This window comes from Ornithinibacillus californiensis (genome assembly GCF_001038485.1).
Classification (GTDB): Bacteria; Bacillota; Bacilli; order Bacillales; family Amphibacillaceae; genus Ornithinibacillus; species Ornithinibacillus californiensis.
Window position 1 is genome coordinate 52,558 of record NZ_LDUE01000035.1, and the last position, 17,621, is coordinate 70,178.

Below are 17,621 nucleotides of genomic sequence, written 5' to 3' on the forward strand. Positions count from 1 at the left end.
CCAAGAAATTCACTTTGACATCCTAACGTTCATTTTTAAAAGTAACTTAATAACCTGATTTAGTCCTTGTAATTCCTTCCCCTCATTAACCCTAATAAATTGAACTCCTAACAATTCCTCAATGTATTCTTGGCGTATTTTATCGACCTTTATTTGTTTTTTGTGATGTTTTTCATCATATTCAATTACTAATTCTAATTGTGGTATATAAAAATCAACCATGTAATTGTCCACTTTATATTGATAATAAATATCAACAATTCCTTCTAAAGAATTATTTAGTATTTCTCCAAATCTGCGTTCTTTAATTGGTACAAATATTAAGAACTCTTTTTTCACACCATTTATTTGTGCGAATTTAATAAGATTATTAAATTCCTCAAAATATTGGCCTCTTGTAGCGATATTAAAAATAATATCTAAATTATAATGTAAAATTTTCCTTTTTACTTTCCTAGTTCCTTCCTTATTTTGAACTATGTAATACCTAGTATCTTGAAGTAAATCTAAAATTCTACTAATATTTTTCAAATGAATTGTTATATTTTGCGGAGTGGTTTGGTAAAGTGCTGCTACTGCTTTCTGTGTCATCCAAACTGTTCCATCTGCTATTTTAACTTCTACTGATGTATTCCTGCCCTCTGGTTGATAGATCAAGGTTTTAATATTATTTAACATTGCTCTACCTTCCTTTTCGACTTTCTACTATGTATAATTATATCATAATATCACTGAATCCCTGAACAAAAACAGAACATTCATTCCCGTGTTAATAACTATTTCTAAAACAAATATAAAACCCCTTCAGACTTGTTATAAAATCCTTAGGGGCTGTTAACTTATTATTTAATTTGCTCTAACACAGTATTGCATACTTCAACTTCTACTATCTGCTTTACCACTATTTATGATAAGGTTCATTCCTTATTATCCGAAACCCCCGATAAACCTGCTCCAACAAAACAAGCCGCATCAACTGATGAGGAAACGTCATCTTCGAAAAAGACAACGCATAATCACTCCGCTTCTGAACTTCTTCACTAATCCCCAGCGATCCACCAATCACAAACGCAAGCTTACTCTTCCCATACGTCGCTAGCTCATCCATTTTAGCTGCTAGCTGCTCGGAACTTATCATCTTTCCACCGATTTCAAGCGTGATGACATACGTATCCTGTCCGATATGGGAAAGAATCCGCTCGCCTTCCTTCCGCTTCACCTCAACCATTTCCGCTTCGCTCATATTTTCCGGAGCCTTCTCATCCGCTACCTCGACAATATCCACCTTGGCATATGACGTTAGCCGCTTCAAATACTCATCGATCGCTTGCTTCAAATACTTTTCTTTCAATTTCCCTACCGATATAATCGTTATTTTCATGACTCGTACCGTCCTTTTTCATTCTTCTTTTATTAGTGTATCAAACCAGCCGTAATTTAACACGTGAGCTTCCTTTTTAAAAATACCTAAATCCATGTGAACAAAATGTAACCATTCTGTGAGATATTCTTGAACATTTAGATATGGGGCATTTAAGTGATTCAAATCACTGTGAAGTACATCACAGTGCGCTACCATGAAAATAAGATAACCAATCACCTAGATATAGGCGATACTTATCTCACATATATTTTATTTTCTATTCTCATAAAGGAGATTGATAGATATGAACAAACTGTCCGAATTAATTAGTCCAGAAGCAGTGATCAATTTTGAAACGGGTGCCATTAAAGCAAGCACGCTAGATGCCATCATTAATCTATTACCATTTGAAATGGGTTTCTGCGATGCGGACGATATTTTCCGCTGGTATTCCAATAATCCAGACCGCGTTCATGGTCGCCGTACATCAGCGATTGGTCGCCATGTGCTAGAGCTTCATCCAAGAATGGCTCACCATGTTGAAAAGTTGTTGAATGATTTCCGTTCAGGCGCACGTGACGAATGGGAATTTTGGTTCCCGAAACGCTCAGGCGCAGACGCTGGCCAAATCTACCAAAAGTTCATGGCCGTACGCGATGAAAATGGGAAATACCTAGGCTGTATGGATGTGACCGTTAATATCGATATTTTCAAAGATAAAGACGGGAAACATACACCGGAAACAATTGATGAATTTATAGCAGTAAAGCCTAAATAATATATTTCTTTCTCATTCTGAGAAGTTGCTGGAAAACACATTGGATCGCCCCCTTCCAATGTGTTTTTATATTGGCCTCCAACCCCAAGCCGCACTAGCCATTTATCTACTAAATCTATCAATCAATCGCACATTTTCTACTAATTCCATCAACCAACTACACGTACACCACTAGTTTTCATATAGTGTAGTAAATCTAGTAAAAGGAGGGTAATCCATGTTTACAACCAATCCTATCTGCAAAGTGCTAGAACAAACGCCATCTGGTACGAGAGTTAAGGAATTAATGATGAACGGAGAAGACATATCAACTGTAGACACCTTCGTAAAATATGATCGCTTAAGAGGTCTGGTGTACTTTACGAACGATGACCATCACACATTTATTGCGATTTGTGACCGAATTGACATGATTGAATTTGATGTGTAAGTAAGCATCTTTAATAGGGCTGTGAGACGAACTCACAGCCCTTTCTTTATTTCCTTAAGCATACTTAGTAGATAGATAATAGGAAAAGCTAGAATCGAGATCGTACTATTAAATACGAGGTTCACGTAATCTCCTGGAATACTCGCTTCCAAGAACTCGATAAACGGATAACAAAGCAGCACACCGACTATATTGACACCTACATAGACTCGCACCACATCATACGCTACTTTACTAGAACCAACCAAAGCGATTAATGCGAACAAAGCTAGGCCGACATTTCCTCCTAATAGACAAGCAACTTCCCCGTTTAATAGTAGCCCCTCCACATTCCCAAACAAGTGAGTGACCACTCCCGCTAACAAGGTATACAACTGACTAGACTTAATAACAGGCACCATCTCATTCACATCAATCATCTGGAAAAAGATATACCCGATTTTTTCTAACCCCCATAGCGCCCCGAGCATAGTCGCAATCCCCATCAGTAAATAACCTAAGCTGCGGATATTACCTTTTCTAACATAATAAAGTAACGCACCTGTGATAGCCATGGGAGCTACGTATAGCTCATAATCCACAGGAAGGATATCGATACTAGCACCGAGGTTGATTCCGAGCACTATGGCAATTGATTGCTGAAAGGAAGGGGAACTTGCGGTTACCCATGCTACGAGAATGACGATGGCTACGAGGCTATGCTGGACGGTTATGGCTAAGACAATACCTATTAGAAATGCTAGTAAGGTAGATTTGGCGATGAGTGGGATATTAGATGCATTGGAAGCTAATTTTGACAAAGCTGTTCGGGTAAGATACATTCCATAAAGCAATCCACCAAGCAGTAGAATAACTCCTATAACGATAATCATACGCTTCCTCCTTTCGATTAAAAAAACCATCTCCTTTATCCATAGGAGATGGTTGGTTTGATTTAAGTGTCATCTACAGGTTTTCGGTCGTGGACCATCTTAATGAATTTAGAAAATTTATGGACAAATGGAAGGGCAATGAGTGAGCTAAGCACATTGAAGACGACACTAATATGGGCAACTTGTACTGCTGGGCTGTTGGCTAGATGTGTTCCAAGCTCGGCAAGTAAGCCAATGAATGGGAAGAATAAGACCACTCCGATAACGTTGAGCCATATATGTGACCAAGCGGTAAGCTTTGCCTCTCTTCCTCCACCAATCGAAGCTAACCAAGCATCCACACAGGTTCCGATATTTGCTCCTAGTACGATGGCTACAGCGGTATCTAGTTGTAAGACACCCGCTGCAATGAATCCCATCGTAATACCAGTTGTTGCGGAACTAGACTGAATAACAGCGGTCAGGATGGCACCGGCAATGACAGCATAGAATAGATTGCCATCTAGGACGTAGAATATATCATCGATGATGGCCAATTCCTTCAGTGGCGCTGCAAGCTCTTGGAACGCCCACATTGCCCCGAAGACAGCGGATAAGCCTAGGATGGCCATTCCGGAGTTACGAATTTTGTCCCGATTGATGAGAAACATAATCGCACCGATGGCGGCCATTGGTAGGATCATCGCGTCAATGTCTAAGGCAATGATTTCTGCTGTGACGGTTGTTCCGATATTTGCACCGAGGATAATACCGATGGATTGGGAGAAGGTGAGCATCCTTCCAGCCACCAGACCAATGACAATAATGGAAACCGCGGAGCTACTTTGCAAGATAGCCGTGACGACCGTTCCAAGAAGGAGGCCTTTCCACGGGGAGTCTGTTAGTTTCATTAGCAACTGCTTTAGTCTATCAGCGGAAAGATTAAATAGACCGGTTCGTACGAGGTACATCCCAAATAGAAATACACCAAGTGTCAGGATAAACAGCAGGATTTGATACAAGTTTTCACCTTCTTTCTAGTTGGATTGGGAGTGGGTTAACGTTTTGGGGCCGGGCATGGGTCATGCTCATGGGCACTATTCTTTTAGTTGATTGATCGGTTGCTGGACTGCAACAGGTTGCACTTGACTAGGAACAGCGACAACCTTCTCACGAGTTCGTATTGGCTCATAGTCTGTTACTAGAGTTTGTAGCGTCTGATCGACCTGTCTTGCCATTAATCTTCTAAAAAAGGACATCTGTAGAAAGAATAGAGCCGCTATAATCGGAAGAAATAATACCTCTAGCATTTTCTCACCCCCCTTATACCATTACCATATGTGAAGATAGACCGAATCTATTGGACAAATACCAGTCGAAATAGAAAATGTACGATAATCTATCTTTAAAGGGGTCAGTCCCTCTTTCATTTTTGATTAATATTAGCTCCAGAATAGGAATACATTAATATGACGAAGAAAAAGGGGTGAGTCAAATTGAAGGATTATCTAACAAGTGCTACCTTTGAGCACCAATTTTGGCTACGGGTACTGGCTGATCATGCACGTTTTATCCATGATTCCTTATACCCAGCTGAGGAAAAAGATATCGCCAAAGCAAAAGCGTTTATGAATACGTTCGAATCGTTGTTGGAGGAGACCAATAACCTTTCCAACCATAATGTCATTGCCTTTACGAAACAGGCAGAAACGGCTGCTGAGCAGTTAAAAGAAATGAAGCTTTCGATTATCAAGCGGCATTTAACCGGTGACATTGGAATTCACCTATCTCCAACGTTTATTAACCATATGGTGAATGAGTTAGAGGAATATATTTTAGTCATTAGTTATTTAAAGGAAGGAAAAGCTGCACCAATTTTTCATGAATTACATCACCACCTCCTTTGGCTGGCCGATGCATCTGGCCATGCGGGAGCGATTAACGATGAATTAGATGGCGTGGAAAAGCGTTTAAAGGAAAAAAGCCACGAGTTCGCAAAGCACTTTGAACAATTTTACATCAAGGCGATCGAGCTCACTGGATACTTACGAGCAAATATTACCACCTTCCCTGCCCTGAAACGCTTTAACAATGATGTTGAGATAGAAATGAACCTATTCCGCACCTTTCTGCACGAGGTGGAGGAAATGGAGCTTTCCGATACTGTCTTAAGCACCTTCTCCGCGCTCATGGCAGACCATATGTATCGGGAGGAATGCTACTACTTAAGGAAGCTTGCCGAATCTACGAACACCACTCCACCAGATTGTGATCCTACCTAGAAAAGCTTACATGCGACTGAAACTAGACCAAATAGGGGGGCTTTCCCCCTAACCCAAATCTACTAGACTATTGACTTTCTTCGACATAGATTTACAATAAATATAGACAATTGTATAAAATGCTATAAATTATAGATTATATGGATAAATTACGAACCGAAATGGAGAGGGAGATAATATGTCTAAAGAAACGGAAAAAAAGGGCCTAGGCTGGTTTAAAGCAGGACGTGCTCACGAGGAAGAAACCGAATCATGGGAATCGATTATTGTCGAAAAAGAAATTGCTGCAGCACAAGTAGAAGAAGAAACTGCTCCGGAGGAAATCCTTCCACAAGTGGAATCCGCGAATAAAAATGTATTTTCCAAAGAAAATCAAGACAAAGTATCCCTTGATCTTATCGTTGCCGTGGAAAATCTATTAAAAGACCGTCAGTTAGTTCGCATTAAGCAAAGTGATCTAGCGAAACGTCTATTAGAAGCGAATGAATCAATTAGTCGCTACAAACAAGACCTTGAAAAACGGGACGAGCTTATTTCCGAGAAAAACAAAGAAATCCAAACTCTAGAAAACAGCCTGACGAACAAGCAAATGAGCTACGATCAATTACTGGAAGATTATAAAGAGTTCCAACAAAACTCCAACAACGAATATGAAAATATTTCAAACCAACTAGAAACGGCACAAGACAAGTACGACAAATTAAATGAAGAATTTACGAATAGCAAGTATGAACAGATGCGTAAGGTGAACGAGCTAGAAGAAAGAATTCGCAGCATGGAAATTGAAAACAAGAAATACGCAACACAGAACAAACAAATTCTGGAGGAAAAGAATGAATTAATGCAAACGATTAATGAATTCACAGAGCGTATGTCGTTCTCCTTCACATCAAAATTAAATTCATCGAATAATTCATCAGAACAAGAGTAATAGATTTGTAGAAATCCTTTGGGGGAAGGAGGAGAAATTCTGTATGTATCAGCTACGATTACTGCAATTGTTAGATATCCAGGAGTATGAACATGATTTTTACTTGCATCTCAACATTCAACTCGAGGAGCAAGAAGAATTTTACTGGAAAGTTGACCCAGAAACAGCTCAGAATCTACAAGCAATCACTGATTTTTCAAAAGGATACTTATATCGACTTTCCCTCCGGATGCATCAAAACAAGTGGAGTCTTACGCAAACGCATCGTGATCAAAGTTTGCGCAAGGAGTTCACTTGTTCCGATGCGTTTTGCCAAGAATTGCTTGCCTTAAAGCAGGTGAACACCTTTGAAGAACTCGATCAGCTTCCTTTTATCTCTCGTCATCTCGTATCGCCTTCGGTTGAAGCGATTGAAGTAGAGGTAGAGAAGGATATCGAGAAGCAAGAAGAAATACATATTTCAAGAAGTAGAAGATTTACATGGCCACTTGCTACCGCATTAATTACGGTTATCGCTATTATTTGTACATATACCGGCCATTCCATTTATACCAATGCACAGGCACAACCAGAAGGGGCATCTACGAATCATGCCGTGAAGGTGGAAAAGCAAGAGCCTGTGAAAGAGAATCTAGCAGCAAAACCAGAAACCAATTTACTAGAAGAGAATATAAGAATTGAGGATATCCCAGAGATTCCATTTTTCGAACTAGAAGATGGCATGACACACGGTATTCCTGAAGGGATGGTTGCCCTCACGTTTGACGATGGCCCATCGCAGTATTCGGCTGAGATTGTGGATATTCTGAAGGATTATGGTGTCGGTGGAACGTTCTTCCTTGTTGGTATTAATCTGAATAAATACCCAGAGCAAGTGGCGTATATTAATGATAGCGGATATTCAATCGGAACGCATTCGATGAGTCATATCAATTTTGCCACTAGTCCGGTTGCAACGCAGAAGAATGAGATCTATCAGTCTAGTCGGCTAATTGAGGACTTGATTGGGGAGAAGGTCACACTATTCCGACCGCCTTATGGGCAATTTAATGATAATACGAAGCAGATTTCTACCGAGTTAGCGCATAAAATGGTTCTTTGGAATAACGATCCGAAAGATTGGGAATCGCGGAATACGGATAAAATTATTCAACATATTAAATCAACAGAAGCATCTGGCTCTATTATTCTACTTCATGAGACGAAAGCAACGGTCGATGCACTGCCTGAGATTATCTCGTATCTACAAGGACTGGATTTACAACTGGTCTCGTTACAGTAATCGAGGAATGAAGCGAATGAGAGGAGATTGGATGGTTGAAAAAGAAACAAAAGAAAAGTAGTACATTATCCTTCACGGTCGTCTCGAATGATGCCAGTCAGGTCGTGAAGCGATTTCGATTAAATAAGTATGTCTTGTATACGATTTTTGCGCTTCCGGTCATTCCACTTGCTACACTGTTTTACTATGTCAGTGCTAATGTTCAGCAGCAAGCAGAGATTGAAGAGCTTTCTGCCTATCTGGACCTGGAGACAGCGAAAAGCGAACAGTTGGAAGCGACGGTTGCTGTACTAGAGGAAAAAACCGGTGAAACAAGAGCAAGGCTTGAGGAATTAACCGAACTAGAAGAACAAATGCGACATTACATAGATGAATTACCAACGATGGTAGAACCAAGTGGTAGTGGTGGGTTACATGTGTTATCGGCTGGGACAGGCATGGAAGTATCTGCCGATGGAAAATCCTTAGTCCCATCCGCTGAGCTAGTAGAACGATACAAAGAAACACTGTCGATCGTCGATGAGGTTAGTGCTGAATTAGCAACGACACCAACTGCATGGCCAACAACGCCAAATACGATTACTTCAGACTATGGCATACGAAATGACCCATTACGAAAATCCTCCGCCTTCCATAGCGGCGTAGACATTCGCGGGTATTACGGAACACCGGTCTATGCTACAGCAGACGGATTCGTCACGTTAGCCAAGTACTATGGCAGCTATGGCAATGCGATTAAGATTAAACACTCCGGAACGTATCAAACGATGTATGGACATCTCATGCGTATTGATGTGGAAGTTGGAGATGTGGTGCAAAAAGGAGACATCATTGGCACCATTGGTAGTACAGGTAGAAGCACCGGTCCACATTTACATTATGAAGTAATCAAACATGGCGATCCCATTGATCCAAAAATGTACTTTAATATGTACGGCGAATTTGACATAGAATAGCGCACTAGAAAGGAAGCTACAAATGATGAGTAAGAAAAAGGACGAAAAAGTTATCCAAACAATAATTGGAACAGAAACCGTAATCGAAGGAAAAATCACGTTACCGACTAGCCTACGCGTCGACGGCCGCATCATCGGCGAGATTGAATGTAGCGGGGATGTTTACATTGGGAAAGATGCCTATGTCGAGCCAAAGATTAAAGCGAAGAATGTGGTAATCGCCGGTGAGGTTAATGGGGATATCGAGACTACCGAAAAGATTCAGATTGAATCAAAAGGCAAACTAACTGGTAGCGCAACGTCACGTGGGATCATCATTGATGATGGCGGCATTTTTAATGGGAACAGTGTAATTTTGGATACGGATGAAAAGGGTAAGAAGAAGAAAGCGGAGAAGGTTGCGGATTAGATTTTCTACATAAATAGAGCTACAAGGCAGCATTGACTTAGTCGGTGCTGCTTTTTTTATGTGTGAATGTTATTATGTTGAAAGGAAAATAATGGAATGTAATCTTTTTATGGTAAAATATTATTAAATGTTTTGAATATTACGCACTTCAAAAAACCAAAAACTATGAAGAAAGTAGTGTTGCCTAGTGAAATATATAAAAATTACTATCAGTCTTATCTTTATTCTTCTTGGTAGTACATTGATAAGTACTACCGTTAATGATGAGCTTATGGTTAATATTTTTATTAAACTACTGGGTATACTTTTGTTTATTGTGGGAGTTGTTTCAGGCAGAAGAGCAATCAAAAAAGGGAAATTAAAGAACGTTAATAATTGAAGCTCGACTTACATGTTTGCCTGATGTATTGTGAGGTAACCGAGCTTTGAAGATAGAGGTGTTACATGGATGTTTTCTAATGACCAATTACAAGCCTTAATTGAAGGGGAAATTCTTGGCAATGCGTATCCTTACAATACAAAAAACGAACAAGAAATTGAAGCACATATTCGACGCTTATTTTACCGAATTAACCGAATTCCTAATGTCGTATGTGAAGCAGAATGGGACCATTTTGGAAGTGGATACGCTTCTTTTGTTGAATTCTTTTGCTATCGAAAGGAAGATATGACAATCGTTGAAGAGAAGAACGGCCTTCGAGAGGCGAAAACAAATGGATTTATTATAGACATTAGTCGCTTAGCACCAGTAGCAATAATGGGTGAAGATGAGCGATATAAAAAAACTAATATGGAAACAGACGAGGTAGTTGGTGGGGCATTTGGCACATTACTTGATGGTCCGAATAGACTTCTCTTTGATCCGAAGTTTCAGAGGTTTGCAGAACAACTAAAACTAGCACTAAACGAGTTCGATTATAGACTATTAGAATCTGGAGAACTGAATCAACCTCTACCTTTCCAAACGAAGATTCCAACAATCTATCGGAATCCTAATCAGTATAAATTGATGGACGCCATTTTTTATTGGGAGGATTAGGATTTGTAGGATCCGATTCGTTACTTCCAAGAAAGGAGGAAAGGTAGTAAGAAATTGGTGGTCTTTTCTTTAGCAGGAGTAATATCAGGTATTCTTGTATTCATCATCACAAAGCTGGAATACGCGATGTATGATAATAGTTTTGTAGATGTAATAGCTCCTTTACAATATCCACTTTACGTTGCTTTTACTACACCTTTATTCGGTGGGAACATACTGTTTAATCTGAGTTATGAGTGGTATGCATTGCTGATGGCACTGTTCTATGGAATTGTATTTGGTCTAACTTTTTATTTTAAATAGAAAGATGTGCTATTGGATTGAGCTTTTCCGTTAACGGGGCATAAGAGTTGAAATGAAATAGAAGAATTTCTTGTATAGATAAATGAATAGGGTGGTGAAATATATGTCCGATTGTTGCACTCCAGAAGAGCAGGTTTTCGTAAAAAGCGGTTCAGGTTTGTGTCCTTCTTGCAACACAAAAGGTAAGAAGGTAAAAATCATTACATTGAAATCATTACTTCGACCATTGGCATTAGAAGCAATAAGTCCAGATGAAAGTCATTATTTTTGTACAACTAAAGAGTGTGATGCAGTATATTTTGAGAGCACTAATAAAACGTACCTGATATCAGATCTTAAAGTATCTGTACATCAAAAAGATGATTCAGTTACTACCCCAATTTGTTATTGCTTTGATTGGACAAAAGAGAAGATTGAGAAATATATAAAACAAGAACTCTCTCCTAACCCACTTGAACATATTAAAGAAAATGTTCAAGCAGACCGTTGTGGATGTGAGGTCAACAACCCACAAGGAAGTTGTTGTATGGGGAATGTCACGAAGTATATAAAAAGTTTATCGTAAAGCCAATTGCTGAACAAGCGGGGGCTTTAATATAACAAGCTCAGGGGAAGGGGGAAAGTAATGTATAAATACATTAGTGTTGGTATTCTACTTACAATAGTTGTTTTAATACAAAATCAATATTTTAGGGAATTAAATGAGGCAATGATTTCTGGCTTACTATCAGTTATTGCAGTTAGTATATTTGGCCAAATTTGGAAAGATAAAACAGATACTTTTAGTGTTCGTCCAATTATTGTAACGAGTATTTTTGTTTTTATTGTCTTTTTCTTATTCTCTGGAGTTGGTCCTATGATTGCGATATCGCTTAGTTTTATAATTGTAGGATTATTTGGTTTGTTATTGAAGAAGTAAAACGACACATGATGAAAATGATATGCGAAATTCATACTTAGAGGTGTAATATTGGATAAAATTTGTTCTAAATGTGAGTCAGTTATGATTGAATCTAAATTAGATAGTGATCCAATTAGAGTATACAAAGCTGATGTACAGCCTAACGCAACAACGATGAGTAATATAGCTCCTTATGTTTGTTCGAGTTGTGGTTTTATTGATTTATATGTAGCAGATGTAGAGAAATTCAGGTAGGATTGATGTTTCTAGCATAAGGGATTATAAAAAGAATCAGAGATGAAAAGGAATGACGAAGAGTCATTCCTTTTTCTATGCACTTTCTTCAACTAATTTGGTTTTTCATGCACTAATCAATCTTCAATAATTGCGCGTTGATTGCACAAATGATAGTGCTTAGTGACATCACCGCTGCTCCTACTGCAGGTGTGATGACAAAACCAATGTTATAAAGTAAACCAGCAGCGAGTGGAATAGCCACTATATTATAACCAGCTGCCCATGCAAGGTTTTGTACCATTTTTCGGCGACTCGCTTTTGACAATTTGATAATATTTAATACGTCTACCGGGTTGCTGTTTACCAATACGACATCAGCCGTTTCTATAGCAACATCCGTACCAGCACCAATCGCAATGCCTAAGTCCGCTTCTGCAAGCGCAGGTGCATCATTGATTCCATCGCCAATCATGGCAACTTTATTACCATTTTGTTTGAGCTGTTTTACATGATCGGATTTCTCATGAGGGAGAACTTCTGCAATGACCTTCGTTAGTCCAAGTTTTTCTCCTACATAGTTCGCTACCCGACTGTTATCCCCAGTAATCATGACGGTTTCAATTCCACGGTCCGTTAATTCCTTAATTACTTGATAGGAGGATTCGCGAATGATATCTGCTAATGCAATCATTCCTTGTAAGACATTGTCTTTTAAAACGAAAACAACCGTTTTACCCTGCTCTGCTAACTTTTCATAGGTTTTCTCATCAAAGGAAATACCTTTTGCTCGCATCGCACCTGGACTAATCACAGTAACCTCTGCATCATCTATCGTTGCAACTAATCCCTTTCCAGTTAAATTACGATAGTCCTTGACGTCATAAGGCTGGATCCCGTTATCCTTACCTTCTTTTACAATGCCCTTCGCTATCGGATGATCGGATTGCGTTTCAACCGAATAAGCTAATTTTAATAATTCGTCTTTATCTGATTCTGGCGTTGGATAAATATCGGTTACGCCAAAATTCCCTTCCGTCAGCGTACCTGTTTTATCAAATACGATACTGTCAACACGAAATGCACTTTCAAATGCAATACGATTACGAATGAGTAAACCGTTATTAGCTGCAATGGCAGTTGATCTCGATGTTACTAATGGTGTGGCTAAACCTAATGCATGTGGACAAGCAATGATTAATACCGTTACCATGCGTTCAAGCGCAAAGTCTATATCACCTGTAGACCCCCAAACAATAAGTGTAATGATTCCAACTACTACAGCAACATAGAATAGCCATTTAGCTGCGATATCCGCAAATCCTTGTGCTTTTGACTTGGTCTTTTCGGCATCACTTACTAATTGGATAACCTGAGAAAGGTACGTATCATTACCCGTTTTACTTACTTCGATTTTTAACACACCGTCTCCATTCACTGCGCCACCAATCGCTTCCATTCCAGGGCCTTTTTCAACCGGTACGGATTCACCAGTGAGCATAGACTCGTCTACCGTAGATTCCCCTTCGTATATTTCACCATCAATCGGTATCTTTTCACCGGACTTTACCAAAATTCGGTCTCCGGGTTGTAAGTCCTCCACGGTAACTTCTATAATATTGCCAGCTTCATCGATCTTGTGGGCATCCTTTGGCATTAATTTGATTAATTCCTCCAACGCTTTGGAAGCTCCCATCAGGGATTTCATTTCAATCCAATGTCCTAGTAGCATAATGACAATAAGCGTTGCTAGTTCAAAGAAGAAGTCACTGCCCTCGATAAAGAATGCGGTTAATGTGCTGTAAACATAAGCCGCTACGATAGCTAATGAAATCAACAGCATCATTCCAGGTGATTTGCCTTTTAACTCATCCCACGCACCTAGTAGGAATGGTTTCCCTCCATAGAAAAATACAATAGTGGAAAGTAAGAAAAGTAACAAGGTATCACCAGGAAAGCTCACCTCATAACCAAGTAACATTTGAATCATTGGTGATAAGTATAGAATCGGGATGGATAAACCGAGTGAAATCCAAAAACGTTTTTTAAATTCTTCTACCATATGTTCATGATGGCCGCCATGTCCTCCACTCCCATGATTGCTAGGATTTTCGTTAGAATGTTCCTGTTCGTGGTGTGCGTGGTTATGCTGATGGTGGTCGTGATTGGCGTGATGTTCATGACGTTCATGTTGAGGAGATTCCTTTTCTATGTGTTCGGAATTGTGATTGTGTCCATTATGTTTGTGGTGATTATGATTTTCATGTTCGTGTCCCATCTGTTTCACTCCTTTTCTTCTCCATTATTGTTAATTTTTACTAGTTTTTTTATTTCATCCTTATCTTACCACATAATACCCTGGTAGGGTATCGGTCTTATTAGTTGTTTGTTGCTAACTTGTGTATTTTTTTTGATCATATCATGAACAAGAATCTACCCATATAAACCCAATACCCCGAATCGTTCATAATCAATCGCCCCTTACTTTCTTAAAAAGAAAAAACCCTACTGACAGCATATCAGCAAGGTTTCCGTATTATAGGATTAGCTTGAAATTAGTTTAAATCCTCATTATAGATCTTACAACCAATAGGCTACCGTATCAAAAATACCGATGATCAAAAGTAATACACCAGCAACCTTTTGGGTGATAGCTCCGATCTTCCTACTTTTTTTAAGTATCGCGCCACTGGCACCAAAATACCAGATTAAAAATATTACTAGTATGAGCGGTAACGATGTCCCAATTGCAAATATGGAAGGCAATACGATGCCATAAGCTGTCGTCAAGACTACCGGCATCAGCGTTAATATAAAGAGTACAAACATCGTTGGACAAAACGCCAAAGTGAAACTTACACCCAGGAGAAAGCTACCTAAGTAACTATCTTTTAAGCGATCAGGTAACTTAATTCGTCCGATTCCTCTGTTAAATCGGAGAAGGCCTATCATAAATAATCCAATGAGGATCAGTAATGGACCCATTGCTTTTCGAACAATGGGGAATAGTTGTGTTAGTGCACTATTTGCTTCCTTGCCTAGTACCCAGATTACTATTCCTAGTGCAGAAAAGACTAAAACCTTTCCCAAAATAAAGAGAAAAACGTGCAACCAAGGAACCTTATCGATTAACGATTTATTTCCATAGATTGTAATGGCACTTACATTACTTGTTAACTGGCAGGGCGCAACCGCTCCTACTAACCCAAGTAAGAAGGCAAATAATAGGGGAATATGCTCATATCCATAGGCAAGCCCATGAATTGGTCCACTTAGCGCTCCACTGATTTGGTTGAATACATCAAACATAGCAATTCACTCTTTTACTAGTCCATTTTTTTACTGTTTGTTCCAAGCATTTCTATGTAAGTTTTATCTGTTATGTAATTATACAGTAAATTTATCAAGGAAATATGTGATAAAAGTGTCAGTTACATAACATTAGCAAAAATATTCCACCTTGATGGATAAATTATTTCGAGCCTAGAAACAATATGGAAAAGGTGGTGTTTACGTTTTGAACAGCGATTATATCGTCATCATTGCTTTATGGATTGTGTTACCGATTATACTTTTCAAGGTAATCCCTAAAGATCGCATTAGAGAAGCCCTTGCTACCCTGATGTTTTTTCAGACGCTAACATGGTTGTTTAGTACGGGACTAACCTATTTTGGTTTGCTTGAATCGCCAATTCGCGTGTTTCAAGAAGCGACACGACTCAGTTTTACGATGGAATATTTAGTCTTTCCTACTGCCGCTGTTCTGTTTCAATTAAAGTTCCCAAATAATTCTGCGTTCGTAAGAAGATTACTACATTATCTGTTTTGGGTTGGTGTTATTCTTTCTTTTATGTTTTTGATAAGTAGCTTTACAAACATAATGGGTGTAACTATTGACAGTCTTATCAGGAGCTTCTTTAACTTTATCATTGAGTTATGGTTGTGTCGTCGATATGTCTTATGGCTAATGAACCATCCACAACTCCAAAGGAATTATGAATGATGAATATAGAACATACCATTTTATATAGTTATTATGCTGCTGCCTTTATATCATTACGATTTATTCCGAGGGACAAATGGCGAGAAGCAAGTGTTATTTTCCTGTCTCAACAGTTTGTTACCTGGTTTTTTGGTTTGCTTGTTGTCGAGTTACATTTAATCGAATATCCCGTTAGAGAATTGGCGGAAGTAAATAAGACAAGCTTTCTTTTCGAGTTTTTGGCATTTCCTATTATCACTATTTTCTTCTGTATTTATTTCCCTCAAGCAGCTGTTGCGTGGAAAAAGGTTTTATATACAAGTGCATTTTGTACCGGATTAACTATATTTGAAGTGGTTTTTGTGAAATATACGCTGCTCATTTCGTATATCAGATGGGATTGGTATGTCACCTGGGTATCGGTTTACGCTGCTTTGTCATTATCGTATTTCTTTTATAAGTGGTATTTTAAGATTAAAGCTGAGTGATGCTTTAATCACTATCTTAAAATAACGCCACTTTTGACTGCTTTATAGAAATACAAAATAGGAAACAATTGCTAGAGTCACTATCCCAACCCCAGACTGTACCCAAATTAAATAATTATTAATCCCTGCTCTCTTTTCGAGATAATAAATATAGCTATTAACGAAAGCAAAACCTATTAATCCCATACCATATCCTAGTGCATCATACATTAAAGTGAAATACCGAAGTATACCTAGGCCAACCATAATCATACCGATTGTACCTACGATCATATTGATATATAGCCCTTTTTTATCGCTGTTCATCATGATTCTCCTCCACAATCTATTTCCATAATTCTATTATGTTAATACAAGGAGCTTTCTTACTAAACAATCGTGTCCTTCACATTCTAGTTGGTTATATGGATATTAACTAACTTACTTTCTATTTTTCATCACTTCTGCTAATGCTTTAGAATTTGAATCTTTTTCCTCATATAGTTTATCAATGATGTTTTGATAGTCCTTTTCATTTCGGTTTTGGCTTAATTTATAGGCAGCTTGAACTTCTTGTATTCTAATCTTAAATCCAACGATGCCCTTGATTTGTTTTTTAGTTTGGGAAGAAAGATTCTCCCATAAGGCAGGATTCTTACGGTGTTGCTCGTATTTTTGTAACAGTAGGGTTAGGTCTTCTTGCAATTCCTGTTCGCTCATGATAGTGGCTGTTCCATAAACATGGACCGATTGATAATTCCAAGTTGGTACATTTTCAGATTCATACCAAGAAGATGAAACGTAAGCATGCGGGCCTTGATACATCACAAGGACGTTTTCACTATTCTCCTCGAATGTCTTCCACTGAGGATTTGCATACGCAAGATGACCAGTTATATAGTAATCGTCTCCTTGTTTATGTAACTCTAAAGGCAAATGAGTGGCGATTGGCTTTCCTTGTTTTGTCGTTACTAGAGTTCCAAAGGAGTTCTTTTGGATAAATTCTTTGATTTCATTGAAGTCTGTGACTTTGAAGTGTTTTGGGATGTACATAAATATCCACCTTTCAAAAGGTTATTTTTCAAAAAGATTTTCGATCTAATTCTTCATAATATGCCTTACGATCAGTGATATTGTTTTCAAAGAAGTAGTTCGCTTGTTGCTTAAACATCTCGATGTAAGCATCTTTATCCATTGCTAAACCCCCTAGTTCATCAACACTTCCCTCAACTTGAACAATATCTGAATTTAAATCAATATGTACGTTCATATATGTTTTACCTTTATAGGAAGCTGTCCCTATCCCTTGTTTCTGCTCCAAATCTACAAGGCAAAATCGTGTTTCACTCCTGTTGGTTTATAAATTGTGTACCCAACTTTAGATTTAACGGAGTTTTTACCTATTAGGTATAA

The 17,621-nt window shown here is 38.6% G+C and carries 24 protein-coding genes; 14 read left to right on the forward strand and 10 right to left on the reverse strand.

The genetic code is table 11. From position 1 onward, the window contains the following. Positions 1-9: 9 nt before the first annotated feature. On the reverse strand, positions 10-678 hold the full coding sequence (locus tag TE34_RS08095; protein WP_047984316.1) for a DUF559 domain-containing protein: 669 nt from the start codon (positions 676-678) through the stop codon (positions 10-12). Positions 679-901: 223 nt separating this feature from the next. Further along, positions 902-1,381: a 23S rRNA (pseudouridine(1915)-N(3))-methyltransferase RlmH gene (gene rlmH, locus TE34_RS08100; protein WP_047984317.1), complete on the reverse strand. Its 480-nt coding sequence runs from the start codon at positions 1,379-1,381 to the stop codon at positions 902-904. Positions 1,382-1,667: 286 nt separating this feature from the next. Here rlmH and TE34_RS08110 point away from each other — a divergent pair, with 286 nt between their 5' ends. After that, a complete protein-coding gene (locus TE34_RS08110; protein WP_047984319.1) occupies positions 1,668-2,141 on the forward strand; it encodes a PAS domain-containing protein in 474 nt (157 codons plus the stop codon). 217 nt (positions 2,142-2,358) lie between these two features. Beyond that, a complete protein-coding gene (locus tag TE34_RS08115) occupies positions 2,359-2,571 on the forward strand; it encodes a hypothetical protein (RefSeq protein WP_047984320.1) in 213 nt (70 codons plus the stop codon). Positions 2,572-2,603: 32 nt separating this feature from the next. Here TE34_RS08115 and TE34_RS08120 read toward each other — a convergent pair whose 3' ends face one another. The 3 genes from TE34_RS08120 to TE34_RS08130 all read right to left on the reverse strand — a co-directional run bounded on the left by TE34_RS08120 (position 2,604) and on the right by TE34_RS08130 (position 4,732). Beyond that, on the reverse strand, positions 2,604-3,443 hold the full coding sequence (locus TE34_RS08120; RefSeq protein WP_047984321.1) for a Na/Pi symporter: 840 nt from the start codon (positions 3,441-3,443) through the stop codon (positions 2,604-2,606). A gap of 62 nt (positions 3,444-3,505) precedes the next feature. Beyond that, on the reverse strand, positions 3,506-4,444 hold the full coding sequence (locus tag TE34_RS08125; RefSeq protein WP_047984322.1) for a Na/Pi symporter: 939 nt from the start codon (positions 4,442-4,444) through the stop codon (positions 3,506-3,508). Between the two features lie 75 nt (positions 4,445-4,519). Then, on the reverse strand, positions 4,520-4,732 hold the full coding sequence (locus tag TE34_RS08130) for a hypothetical protein (protein WP_047984323.1): 213 nt from the start codon (positions 4,730-4,732) through the stop codon (positions 4,520-4,522). A 186-nt stretch (positions 4,733-4,918) separates the two neighbouring features. Between TE34_RS08130 and TE34_RS08135 the strand changes: the two genes are divergently transcribed. The 10 genes from TE34_RS08135 (at position 4,919) to TE34_RS08185 (ending at position 11,780) form a co-directional block, all read left to right on the forward strand. Next, the gene (locus TE34_RS08135; protein ID WP_047984324.1) at positions 4,919-5,704 is read left to right on the forward strand and encodes a DUF2935 domain-containing protein; all 786 of its coding nucleotides are present in this window, start codon (positions 4,919-4,921) and stop codon (positions 5,702-5,704) included. A gap of 178 nt (positions 5,705-5,882) precedes the next feature. Further along, positions 5,883-6,635, forward strand: coding sequence for a hypothetical protein (locus tag TE34_RS08140; protein WP_047984325.1), 753 nt, complete (start codon positions 5,883-5,885; stop codon positions 6,633-6,635). Positions 6,636-6,678: 43 nt separating this feature from the next. After that, positions 6,679-7,917, forward strand: coding sequence for a polysaccharide deacetylase family protein (locus TE34_RS20220; RefSeq protein WP_053075007.1), 1,239 nt, complete (start codon positions 6,679-6,681; stop codon positions 7,915-7,917). Between the two features lie 35 nt (positions 7,918-7,952). Further along, entirely contained in the window at positions 7,953-8,873 is a 921-nt protein-coding gene (locus tag TE34_RS08150; RefSeq protein WP_047984326.1) for a M23 family metallopeptidase, read from the forward strand. A gap of 25 nt (positions 8,874-8,898) precedes the next feature. After that, a complete protein-coding gene (locus tag TE34_RS08155; RefSeq protein WP_084710660.1) occupies positions 8,899-9,282 on the forward strand; it encodes a bactofilin family protein in 384 nt (127 codons plus the stop codon). A 448-nt stretch (positions 9,283-9,730) separates the two neighbouring features. Beyond that, positions 9,731-10,321 carry a hypothetical protein gene (locus tag TE34_RS08165; RefSeq protein WP_047984329.1) on the forward strand — a complete coding sequence of 197 codons (591 nt, stop codon included), beginning with the start codon at positions 9,731-9,733 and terminating at the stop codon, positions 10,319-10,321. 54 nt (positions 10,322-10,375) lie between these two features. Next, positions 10,376-10,624: a hypothetical protein gene (locus TE34_RS08170; protein ID WP_047984330.1), complete on the forward strand. Its 249-nt coding sequence runs from the start codon at positions 10,376-10,378 to the stop codon at positions 10,622-10,624. 103 nt (positions 10,625-10,727) lie between these two features. Then, complete coding sequence (locus TE34_RS08175; protein WP_047984331.1) at positions 10,728-11,189, forward strand: putative iron-sulfur cluster-binding metallochaperone; 462 nt, start codon at positions 10,728-10,730, stop codon at positions 11,187-11,189. Positions 11,190-11,249: 60 nt separating this feature from the next. Beyond that, positions 11,250-11,543: a hypothetical protein gene (locus TE34_RS08180; RefSeq protein ID WP_047984332.1), complete on the forward strand. Its 294-nt coding sequence runs from the start codon at positions 11,250-11,252 to the stop codon at positions 11,541-11,543. A gap of 84 nt (positions 11,544-11,627) precedes the next feature. Beyond that, on the forward strand, positions 11,628-11,780 hold the full coding sequence (locus tag TE34_RS08185) for a hypothetical protein (protein WP_157037601.1): 153 nt from the start codon (positions 11,628-11,630) through the stop codon (positions 11,778-11,780). A gap of 112 nt (positions 11,781-11,892) precedes the next feature. On the opposite strand, the gene TE34_RS08190 is transcribed toward TE34_RS08185, so the two are convergent. Both TE34_RS08190 and TE34_RS08195 read right to left on the reverse strand, forming a co-directional pair. Further along, positions 11,893-14,037, reverse strand: coding sequence for a copper-translocating P-type ATPase (locus TE34_RS08190; RefSeq protein ID WP_047984334.1), 2,145 nt, complete (start codon positions 14,035-14,037; stop codon positions 11,893-11,895). Positions 14,038-14,339: 302 nt separating this feature from the next. Further along, entirely contained in the window at positions 14,340-15,068 is a 729-nt protein-coding gene (locus TE34_RS08195) for a cytochrome c biogenesis CcdA family protein (protein ID WP_047984335.1), read from the reverse strand. 208 nt (positions 15,069-15,276) lie between these two features. On the opposite strand from TE34_RS08195, the gene TE34_RS20225 reads away from it, so the two are divergent. Continuing rightward, positions 15,277-15,762: a CBO0543 family protein gene (locus TE34_RS20225; RefSeq protein WP_053075009.1), complete on the forward strand. Its 486-nt coding sequence runs from the start codon at positions 15,277-15,279 to the stop codon at positions 15,760-15,762. Next, on the forward strand, positions 15,762-16,229 hold the full coding sequence (locus TE34_RS08205; protein WP_047984336.1) for a CBO0543 family protein: 468 nt from the start codon (positions 15,762-15,764) through the stop codon (positions 16,227-16,229). The genes TE34_RS20225 and TE34_RS08205 overlap by 1 nt, the downstream gene beginning before the upstream one ends. A 42-nt stretch (positions 16,230-16,271) precedes the next feature. Here the strand turns inward: TE34_RS08205 and TE34_RS08210 are convergent, their stop codons facing one another. From TE34_RS08210 to TE34_RS21435, 3 genes are all read right to left on the reverse strand, one after another. Further along, positions 16,272-16,538, reverse strand: coding sequence for a hypothetical protein (locus TE34_RS08210; protein WP_047984337.1), 267 nt, complete (start codon positions 16,536-16,538; stop codon positions 16,272-16,274). A 111-nt stretch (positions 16,539-16,649) separates the two neighbouring features. Further along, the gene (locus TE34_RS08215; protein WP_047984338.1) at positions 16,650-17,261 is read right to left on the reverse strand and encodes an FMN-binding negative transcriptional regulator; all 612 of its coding nucleotides are present in this window, start codon (positions 17,259-17,261) and stop codon (positions 16,650-16,652) included. Positions 17,262-17,289: 28 nt separating this feature from the next. Next, entirely contained in the window at positions 17,290-17,478 is a 189-nt protein-coding gene (locus tag TE34_RS21435) for a hypothetical protein (protein WP_236687129.1), read from the reverse strand. Between the last annotated feature and the right edge of the window lie 143 nt (positions 17,479-17,621).